Source organism: Minwuia thermotolerans (assembly GCF_002924445.1).
In the GTDB taxonomy this organism is placed as follows: Bacteria; Pseudomonadota; Alphaproteobacteria; order Minwuiales; family Minwuiaceae; genus Minwuia; species Minwuia thermotolerans.
Genome location: NZ_PIGG01000072.1, coordinates 1 through 8,639 on the forward strand (window position 1 = coordinate 1; position 8,639 = coordinate 8,639).

11 protein-coding genes and 1 pseudogene are annotated in these 8,639 nt (G+C 65.1%); 9 read left to right on the forward strand and 3 right to left on the reverse strand.

Translation table 11 applies throughout. The features are described from left to right. Positions 1–344, forward strand: a 344-nt coding sequence (locus tag CWC60_RS20745) for a cytochrome c biogenesis protein CcdA (RefSeq protein WP_206420077.1), incomplete at its 5' end; no start/stop codon positions are given. Between the two features lie 105 nt (positions 345–449). On the opposite strand, the gene CWC60_RS20750 is transcribed toward CWC60_RS20745, so the two are convergent. After that, the gene (locus CWC60_RS20750) at positions 450–863 is read right to left on the reverse strand and encodes a MerR family transcriptional regulator (protein WP_109793971.1); all 414 of its coding nucleotides are present in this window, start codon (positions 861–863) and stop codon (positions 450–452) included. 79 nt (positions 864–942) lie between these two features. Here CWC60_RS20750 and CWC60_RS20755 point away from each other — a divergent pair, with 79 nt between their 5' ends. The 8 genes from CWC60_RS20755 to CWC60_RS20790 all read left to right on the forward strand — a co-directional run bounded on the left by CWC60_RS20755 (position 943) and on the right by CWC60_RS20790 (position 7,310). Beyond that, positions 943–1,341, forward strand: coding sequence for a mercuric transporter MerT family protein (locus CWC60_RS20755; protein WP_109793972.1), 399 nt, complete (start codon positions 943–945; stop codon positions 1,339–1,341). A gap of 11 nt (positions 1,342–1,352) precedes the next feature. Further along, entirely contained in the window at positions 1,353–1,682 is a 330-nt protein-coding gene (locus CWC60_RS20760; RefSeq protein ID WP_109793973.1) for a heavy-metal-associated domain-containing protein, read from the forward strand. A 10-nt stretch (positions 1,683–1,692) separates the two neighbouring features. Next, the gene (merF, locus tag CWC60_RS20765) at positions 1,693–1,941 is read left to right on the forward strand and encodes a mercury resistance system transport protein MerF (RefSeq protein WP_164516481.1); all 249 of its coding nucleotides are present in this window, start codon (positions 1,693–1,695) and stop codon (positions 1,939–1,941) included. A gap of 1 nt (position 1,942) precedes the next feature. Continuing rightward, on the forward strand, positions 1,943–3,367 hold the full coding sequence (gene merA / locus CWC60_RS20770; RefSeq protein WP_109793974.1) for a mercury(II) reductase: 1,425 nt from the start codon (positions 1,943–1,945) through the stop codon (positions 3,365–3,367). Positions 3,368–3,478: 111 nt separating this feature from the next. Beyond that, the gene (locus tag CWC60_RS20775; protein ID WP_109795842.1) at positions 3,479–3,934 is read left to right on the forward strand and encodes a MerR family transcriptional regulator; all 456 of its coding nucleotides are present in this window, start codon (positions 3,479–3,481) and stop codon (positions 3,932–3,934) included. A gap of 11 nt (positions 3,935–3,945) precedes the next feature. Further along, entirely contained in the window at positions 3,946–4,158 is a 213-nt protein-coding gene (locus CWC60_RS20780) for a heavy-metal-associated domain-containing protein (protein WP_109795843.1), read from the forward strand. Between the two features lie 2 nt (positions 4,159–4,160). Next, positions 4,161–4,841: a cytochrome c biogenesis protein CcdA gene (locus CWC60_RS20785; RefSeq protein ID WP_109795844.1), complete on the forward strand. Its 681-nt coding sequence runs from the start codon at positions 4,161–4,163 to the stop codon at positions 4,839–4,841. 18 nt (positions 4,842–4,859) lie between these two features. Next, positions 4,860–7,310, forward strand: a complete 2,451-nt coding sequence (locus CWC60_RS20790; protein ID WP_109795847.1) for a heavy metal translocating P-type ATPase — start codon at positions 4,860–4,862, stop codon at positions 7,308–7,310. 208 nt (positions 7,311–7,518) lie between these two features. On the opposite strand, the pseudogene CWC60_RS20795 reads toward CWC60_RS20790, so the two are convergent. Further along, positions 7,519–7,997, reverse strand: a pseudogene (locus CWC60_RS20795) (integrase core domain-containing protein). Positions 7,998–8,063: 66 nt separating this feature from the next. Further along, on the reverse strand, positions 8,064–8,639 hold a 576-nt coding region (locus tag CWC60_RS20805), incomplete at its 5' end, for a nucleotidyltransferase domain-containing protein (RefSeq protein ID WP_109795846.1).

An 8,639-nucleotide genomic window follows, 5' to 3' on the forward strand; every position in this document is an offset into this window, starting at 1 on the left:
CTGCCTATGTCCTCGGTCTCGCATTCGCGTTCGGCTGGACGCCTTGCATCGGGCCGATTCTGGGCGCCATCCTGACGACAACAGCGGCGTCCGCGACGGTCTCCGAGGGCACAACCCTGCTTGCCGTCTACTCGGCCGGGCTTGGCGTGCCCTTCCTCCTGGCTGCGGCGTTCACCGACCGACTGGCGCGGCGTCTGCGCTCCATTGGCCGACTGGGCCGCCGTCTGAATCAGGTCGCCGGGGTCATCCTGATCGTGATGGGCGTTGCGATGATCACTGACTATCTCTCTGCCTTCGCATTCTGGCTGCTCGACACCTTTCCAATCCTGGGACAGATCGGATAGCGAATGTCCGTGGGGGATACCTGGCGCTCGAAGCAGTTGCGAGAGTGATCGGACACTGCACGGTCCGGCTATCGCGGGGCCGGTTCAGTGATCGATCCGACATGATTATTCCGTCAGCGCATCCAGGACCGGGCATTCCGGAATTCTATCGCCTGAGCACCTGGCGGAAGTGTCCGCCAGGACCTGCTCGATGCGTTTGAGATCGGCGATCTTCGCACGCACATCGGCGAGGTGCCGTTCGGTGCGCTCCTTCACCTCGGCGCAGGTTTGCGTACCGCCATCGACGAGGGCGAGCAGCCCCCGGATGTCGTCAAGTGAGAAGCCCAGCTCGCGTGCCCGCAGGATGAAGCGCAGCCGTTCCACATGGCCGTTGTCGTAGACGCGATAACCGGCCTCGGTGCGCGGCGGTTCCGGCATCATGCCGATCTTCTCGTAGTAGCGAATGGTCTCAAGGTTGCAGCCGGTGCGGCGCGCAAGCGCGGCGCGGTGCAATCCCGTTCCTGACGTGTCGTGCCTCATTGTTCTGCAGAAACCTCTTGAGCCTGTAGTCACTACAGACCCTACCCTGAAAAATGAACAAGATCGAGGACAGACCGACATGCACGAGGTGCGAACCGACCCGGAAGCCCACGAAACCCCGGAAAACGCCGGGGATAGCAGAAAGCGCTGGTATGCGGCCGGCGGGCTGATCGGCGCGGTCCTGGCGTCATCGTGCTGCATTGCGCCGCTCGCCCTGCTCACGCTGGGCGTCTCGGGGGCGTGGATCGGCAATCTGACGGCGCTGGAGCCTTACAAACCATACTTTGCCGCAGTCGCCCTCGTCTTCATCGGGCTCGGCTTCCATCAGGTGTATGTGAAGTCGAGGAAGGCTTGCGCCGACGACAGCTACTGCGCGCGCCCGCAGTCCTCAATCATCACGCAAGCGGCCCTCTGGATCGGGACGGCGCTGGTCATACTGGCGCTGACGATCAACTGGTGGGCGCCGCTGTTTTACTAGGAAACAGACACATGAAACGACCTCTCATCGTTGCCACTGCGGTGGCTATCCTGGGCATCGGCGCTTCGCTTTTCCTCGTACCCCAGTCGCAGGTGAACGCGCAGTCGACCAACGTCGCGACGGAGACCGCCACTGCAATCTTCGCCATCGAGAACATGACCTGCGCCCTGTGCCCGATCACCGTGCGCAAGGCCATGGAAGGAGTAGAAGGCGTGCGCTCCGTCCAGACGGACCTGGAGGCCAGAACCGCCACGGCCGTGTTCGACCCGAACATTACGTCCGCCGCGGATATTGCCGCCGCCTCGACGAATGCAGGATATCCCGCCAGATCGAAACCGTGATGGCGCGCGGATGAAGGACGCCACGATCATCAAGACCGGTGTCATCGGCACCGTCATCGCCGCCATCTGCTGCTTCACGCCGGTGCTGGTCATCGGCCTGGGCGTGGTTGGCCTCTCGGCCTGGCTCGGCTGGCTGGATTACGTGCTGCTGCCCACACTCGCGATCTTCATTGGCATCACGGCCTATGGCCTCTGGCGGCGGCGGCAGTCCATCGCCTGCCGCCAATCCGATCCCGAAGCAACGAAGGAGACCGGGTGACATGGCCGATTGCTGCACATCGCGCTTGGGCGGGCGATACGACATTGCTGTCATCGGCGCAGGCTCCGCGGGATTCTCCGCCGCCATCACGGCGGCCGAACAGGGCGCCAATGTCGCCCTTATCGGCCACGGGACCATCGGCGGCACCTGCGTCAATGTGGGCTGCGTGCCTTCGAAGACCATGATCCGCGCCGCCGAGGCCCTGCACGGTGCGCGCACCGCCAGCCGTTTCCCGGGCCTTTCCGGTGAGGCGCAGGTGACGGACTGGCAAGCTCTCGTGGCGGCCAAGGACGATCTCGTGACGAGCCTGCGCCAGGGCAAATACGTGGAACTGCTGTCCGCCTGGCCCAGTATATCCTATCTCGACGGGGCCGCACGCCTGAGCCCTGACGGTATTGCCGTGGACGGGCAGACCGTGCCGGCAGGGAAGGCCGTCATCACGACCGGCGCCGCGCCGGCAAAGCCGGATATTCCCGGTATCGACGATGTTCCCTGGCTGTCCAGCACCACGGCGCTGGAACTGACGGCGCTGCCCCGCTCGCTGATTGTCATCGGCGGTGGCTATGTCGGCTGCGAGCTCGCGCAGATGTTTGCGCGCATGGGCACGGAGGTGACGCTGGTAACCCGGTCGCGTCTGCTGCCGGAGGCCGAGCCGGAAGTCTCGGAAGCGCTGACCGGGTATCTGCGCGACGAAGGCCTCATCGTTCGCGATGGCCTCGCATACCGGCAGATCGCACGAGCGGACGACCGCGTTGCGCTGACCGTGGAGATCGAGGGGCGAGGGGAGACGTTGAGGGCGGAACAGGTGCTGGTCGCGACGGGGCGGACGCCCAATACGCGCGGGCTCGATCTTCCGCAGAACGGCGTCCAGCTCGCCAACAATGGCGGCGTCGCGGTCGACGAGCGGATGCGCACCTCCAAGGCCGATCTCTACGCCGCCGGCGATGTCACCGGCCGCGACCAGTTCGTCTACATGGCCGCCTATGGCGCCAGGCTCGCCGCCCTCAATGCGCTGAATGGCGACAGCCTTGTCTACGACAACAGCGCCATGCCCTGGGTGGTGTTCACCGACCCTCAGGTGGCTGGCGTCGGTCTGAGCGAGGCCGCGGCCCGAGAAGCGGGCTACGACGTCAAGACCTCGGTCCTGCCGCTCGACCAGGTGCCCCGGGCGCTTGCGGCGCGCGATACGCGCGGGCTCATCAAGCTGGTCGCCGACGCGGAAACCGACCGCCTGCTGGGCGGCCAGATCCTCGCGCCCGAAGGCGCCGACAGTGTCCAGACGCTGGCGCTTGCCCTCAAGGCCGGCATGACGGCAAAGGGACTCGGCGAGACGATCTTCCCGTATCTCACCACCGTGGAAGGGCTGAAGCTCGCGGCCCAAACCTTCGAAAAGGACGTGGCGATGCTGTCCTGCTGTGCGGGGTAACTCTCGCCGCCGCGCGTGAGAACCGCTCGCCCCGGTACAGGTCATCGCTGCCGCCGTGCTTGACCCTGCACCATGGTGCGGGGATCACAATGATCAGCAAGGAGGAAGCGCATGGCGAAGGCGAACATGACAATCGGCAGAGCGGCGAAGGCGGCAGGCGTGCGGATCGCGACGATCCGGTTCTACGAGCGCCGCGGCCTGATTGCGCAGCCGCGCAAGCCGGAGAGCGGATACCGGACCTATCCCGACGAAACCGTCTCGCGCATCCGCTTTATCCGGCAGGCCCAGGAGATCGGCTTCTCCCTGGCCGAGGTCGCTGAGCTTCTCTCGTTACGCGCCGACCCTCGCGCAGACTGTGGCGACGTACGCGCTCGCGCGATCGGGAAGCGCGCCGAGGTCCAGGCCAAGCTCGATCAGCTTACGCAGATCCGCGCCGCGCTTGATGAGCTGATCGCCAGTTGTCCGGGCGGCGGCAACGTCAGGGCCTGCACGATTCTCGATGCCATGCAGCGCGAACCGGCAGGTGCCGAGACAGCGACTTCTTCGACGACGTTCAGATCTAGATAAGGCAGCGGGACATGAAGACGACGACCCTGACCATCGAGGGTATGCACTGTGACGGCTGTGCCCGGACAATCGAGGTGCTGGTTGCCCGGGTGCCGGGTGTTCGACAGGCTGAGGTCTCCTTCGACGAACGCCGCGCCCGCATATTGCACGATCAGAACGCGGCCTCGACTACCGATCTCGTAGAGGCGATCGCCAAAGGCGGTTTCACCGCAAACTCAAACTGAACATGCTTGAAACCAGCTTCATGGGCATCGTCGCGATCCCGGCCGGTCTTGGCCTGATCGGGTTCGTCGAACCGTGTTCGATCGGGTCGAGCCTCGTCTTCATCAAATATCTCGAAGGCAAGAGCGCGTTGGCCAAGCTCGCGGAAACATCCCTGTTCACACTCACGCGGGCCATCTTCATCGGGCTGTTGGGCGTTCTTGCTGCGGTGATCGGGTCGCTGTTCCTCGATTTGCAACGCGGCGCCTGGCTGCTTCTCGGCGTGGCCTATGTCGGCTTGGGCCTGTTGCTTGCGACAGGGCGCGCTCCGGCGCTCATGGTCTCGTTGGGCCCGGGCCTTAAACGGCTGAGCGGGCGGAGCGGGTCTGTGGGGTTGGGCCTGTTGTTCGGATTGAACATCCCGGCCTGCGCGGCGCCACTGCTGTTCGCGCTGCTGGCGGGGGCGGCTGTTTCTGACGGCGCAAACGCCCTCACAGGGTTCGCGGCACTCGCAGTTTTCGGTTTCGCGCTTTCACTGCCATTGGTGGTGATGGTGCTGATCCCCGGCGCACGCGCCCTTCTCGATCGTTTCGCCGCGCTGTCGGGGCGCTATCCGGTCTTCGCGGGACTGGTCCTCGTCGGGCTCGGCGCATGGTCGATCGGGTTTGGCCTTTTCGCCGATATCGACCCGGGGACGACACCGTGACATGAAAGGATGCACGCCATGACGACCGCCGCCATCTCCCGGGGTTCGGCGCCGCCGTGGAGCGAGGAGCCTTCTGAGCGTCCCGGTCGTGTCCGCATCCGCGCCCGAATCGGCGGGCTGCACTGCTCGCTGTGCACAGGCACGATCGAGAAAGCGCTCGGCCGGCAGAAGGGCGTCGAAAAGGTCGCTGTGAGCCTGACGCACGAACAGGCGCTGGTCGAATACGATCCAGAGGTCACAACGCCCGAGACCCTGCTCGGCACGCTCCGCGACATCGGCTACACGATCCACGATCCGAACAAGCTGCGACCGTTCGACGAAGAGGAACGCGAACTGGTCGCCGAGGGCCGTCGGTTTCTGACCGCCACGGCCTTCAGCCTCCTGTCCATCGCGCTGATTACCGACCCCGCCGGCCGCTTCTCCCTGGCCCTGCCGGCGCTGGCGACGGTCAGCCTGGTCGCCTTCGTCTTCCTCGTGCTCAGGGCGCGCGGGCTGTGGCCGGCGATCGCCGGCGCGGGGAGCCTCGGCGCCATCACGGTCGGACTGCTCGCCCTCAAGAGCGAAGGAATGCTGGCCGGCGCCACGCCCTGGATCGTGGGCGTGCTGGCGGTGGCGCTCGTCTTCGGCGTCGCACGTCACATACTCACAATGGCTTATCAGGCGCTGCGCCGCGGCATCCTGAACCAGCACGTTTTGCTGGAAGCGGGCGCCTTTGCCGGGCTGGCCGGCGGGATCATCGGACTTGTGCTTGATCGCCCCGGCTATCCGACGGCGCCATTCTTCGCGGTCGCGGTCATGGTTGCGACCTATCACATCTTCTCCGAATGGCTGTCGCTGATCGTCAAGACAAGATCCTCGCAGGCGGTCAAACGCCTCCTCGACCTTCAGCCGGAGACCGCCCGCGTTCAGCGCGACGGTCAGGAGGTCGAAATCCCGCTTTCCGAAGTGGCACAAGGGGACCTTGTGCGTGTCCGCCCGGGCGAGCGCCTGCCCGTGGACGGCAAGGTTGTCGAAGGCCGCTCCGCCGTGGATCAGTCGCTCGTCACCGGCGAACCCATGCCGGTCGAGCGGCAGGCAGGCGACACGGTCATTGGCGGCACCATCAACGGCAATGGCACGCTGCTGGTCCGGGTCACGGCCGTCGGCGCGGAGAGCTTCTTGCAACGCGTAGCGCGCGAAGTGGAAGATGCCCGCGCCCTGAAGCCCGGCCTGCTGCACCTGGTGGACCGGGTGCTGCGTGTCTACACGCCGGCGGTGCTCGCGATCTCGATCCTCTCTTTTCTTGGCTGGGCGTTTCTTCCCCAATTGCTGGGCTTTTCGCCGGACCTTCAGCGTGCGGTATTCGCGGGCCTCAGCGTACTCGTCATGGGCTATCCGTGCGCCGTTGGCATATCCGCGCCGCTCTCGATCGTTCGCGGCGCGGGCGAGGCGGCCGAGAAAGGTATCCTGATGCGCACCGGTGAGGCGTTCCAGGGCTATCGTCTGGTGCGCCAGATTGCCTTCGACAAGACAGGCACGCTGACCGAGGGCCGGCCACGTGTGCATGAAGTCGAAGCGGTGTCGGGCGATACCGATGGGTTGCTCGCGCTCGCCGCCGCTGCCGAGGCTGCATCCGAGCACCCGTTGGCCGAGGCCGTCGTCGAGGCGGCGTTCGAGACGGGTCTGACGCCACCTGATGCCGAAACATTCACGGCGACGCCCGGCAAAGGTGTCGCCGCGTGCATCGATGGTGCGGATATCCTCCTGGGAAGTCCGCGCTTCTTGAGAGAACGCAGCGCGGATCTCACGCCAATCGAGCAACGGGTCGACGAACTGGAGGACAAGGGACGCACGGTCATTGTCGTCGCTCGCGACGGCGAGCTTGTCGGACTTTTGGCGCTCGGTGACACACTGCGCGACGATGCGGTCGAAACTATCGCCGGGCTTCGCGATGCCGGTGTTCGCACTGTGCTTGTCACCGGAGATAACGAACGCACCGCAGCCCGCGTCGCCGGATACCTTGGCATTGATGAGGTTCACGCCGGAGTGCTGCCGGGCGAGAAGGCCGAGTTGATCCGAGATATTCAGAAACGCGGGCGTACGGCGATGGTGGGCGACGGCATCAACGACGCGCCCGCCCTGATGCAGGCGGATGTCGGCATTGCCATGGGCTCGGGCACCGATATCGCCATCGACGCCGCCGACATCATCATCCTGAACAACCGTATCGCGAATGTCGCCGAAGCCCGCGAGATCAGCCGCGGGGGCTATCGGAAGATGTTGCAGAACGTCTCTCTTGCTTTCCTGTTCAACGGCATCGGGGTGCCGATCGCGGCGACAGGCTTGCTCTATCCCGTCTGGGCCATGGTCGCCATGGCGGCCAGCGTGACCGCGATCTTTATCAACTCGCTCTGGGGTCGGCCGCGCCTGTTCTTCGACGCGATCCTCAGCGTCGGGCGGCCGTCGCCGGAGCAAGAGGAATTGAGTTGATACCGAAGCGCTCGTTGGGTCGCCGCCATCCGGATTACTGCGGCCCGGTTCGGGGACCGTGCCGGACGATACCCGAGGCCCGCGCTATCCAGCACATGTCGCAGACGGAGTCGCCGTCGGAGATGGCCCGCCGACGGTGTCCATCGTCAGATAGAATATGCGTCCTGACGTGATGCCCTTTGGAGGATCTGGCTCACCGGTTTCGGTCCTACGCGGCCTGTCTCTGGTTGAGCAAGCAGCGCTGCTTTGTGGTCTGCTTCGTGATCTTCCTCCTTTCCTTGAGCGTGTCCTGGTCGCGCCCGAGATAGTCGTCGGCCGGAGTGAGATTGCCGATGCTGTCGTGGTATCGGCAGTGGTTGTAGTGCTCGACGAAGGCTTCTACGGCCTGCGCGAGGGTGCCCGGCAGATAGTAGTTCTCGAGCAGGATGCGGTTCTTGAGGGTCTGGTGCCACCGCTCGATCTTGCCCTGGGTTTGCGGGGGTTCGGGGCGTTACGGACGTGCTCCATGCTGCGCTCGCCGAGTCAGTCCGCCAGGTCGTGGGCGATATACGACGAGCCGTTGTCGATACGGATACTCCGCGGCTTGCCGCGTCGCCTGGCAATTCGATCGAGCTCCTCGACCACCTGGTGCATTCGGAGGTTTGTTCTCACAACGGTCGCGAGAGCCTCACTCGTATGGCAGTACACGATCGTCAGGATGCGGAATGGCCGATCGCTAAAGAGCCGCGCGGTAGGAACGAAGAGGGTCGGTAGCTACTCGAGCCAACGGCGAAACATCAGATCGGCTGCGCGGATACCACCTGGCATTGGACCTGGCGAGGAGGCGGGCCATCGGTCCCGACCCTGCCCAAACTCCGCCTCGATCAAGTTCGCGATCGACGCCGGCTGTTCGCCCTCGCCCATCTCGCGGGTTTCGGCCTTGCGGGCGAGGAGTTCGTCGATCACTGATTGCACCTCTCCCGGCAGGCCGCTTTCGTCGACCAGCGCCCCGAACGCCATGGGAGCGACCGTCTCACCCGGGTGGTGGCGCATCCAGCGGAGCGCGATCGCCGGGCGCAGGGCGTAGAAGACCTTCTTCAGCGAGACGGCCGCCCGGCCTTCGAGGCTGCGCCGGTACTGGCGCTCGCCGAGATGAAGGTAGTGGTTGGCGATCGCCGCGGGCTGCACGACCTCGCGCGCCAGGGCCAGCAATTCGTCACGGAAGCGGGAGTCGCCTGCATAGGCATAGGGCGAGGTCAGCCATTCGATGACCACGGCATTGCCCTTGAGCAGCAGCTTCAGCGCCTTCGGCAGGTCCCAGCCATTGACGTCGTAGATCCCGTCCGGCGG

Bases quoted from the DNA above. Each gene is read 5' to 3' on its own strand.
- CWC60_RS20750 (WP_109793971.1), bottom strand. From the start codon at position 863: ATGAGGCACGACACGTCAGGAACGGGATTGCACCGCGCCGCGCTTGCG.
- CWC60_RS20755 (WP_109793972.1), top strand. From the start codon at position 943: ATGCACGAGGTGCGAACCGACCCGGAAGCCCACGAAACCCCGGAAAAC.
- CWC60_RS20760 (WP_109793973.1), top strand. From the start codon at position 1,353: ATGAAACGACCTCTCATCGTTGCCACTGCGGTGGCTATCCTGGGCATC.
- merF (WP_164516481.1), top strand. From the start codon at position 1,693: ATGAAGGACGCCACGATCATCAAGACCGGTGTCATCGGCACCGTCATC.
- merA (WP_109793974.1), top strand. From the start codon at position 1,943: ATGGCCGATTGCTGCACATCGCGCTTGGGCGGGCGATACGACATTGCT.
- CWC60_RS20775 (WP_109795842.1), top strand. From the start codon at position 3,479: ATGGCGAAGGCGAACATGACAATCGGCAGAGCGGCGAAGGCGGCAGGC.
- CWC60_RS20780 (WP_109795843.1), top strand. From the start codon at position 3,946: ATGAAGACGACGACCCTGACCATCGAGGGTATGCACTGTGACGGCTGT.
- CWC60_RS20785 (WP_109795844.1), top strand. From the start codon at position 4,161: ATGCTTGAAACCAGCTTCATGGGCATCGTCGCGATCCCGGCCGGTCTT.
- CWC60_RS20790 (WP_109795847.1), top strand. From the start codon at position 4,860: ATGACGACCGCCGCCATCTCCCGGGGTTCGGCGCCGCCGTGGAGCGAG.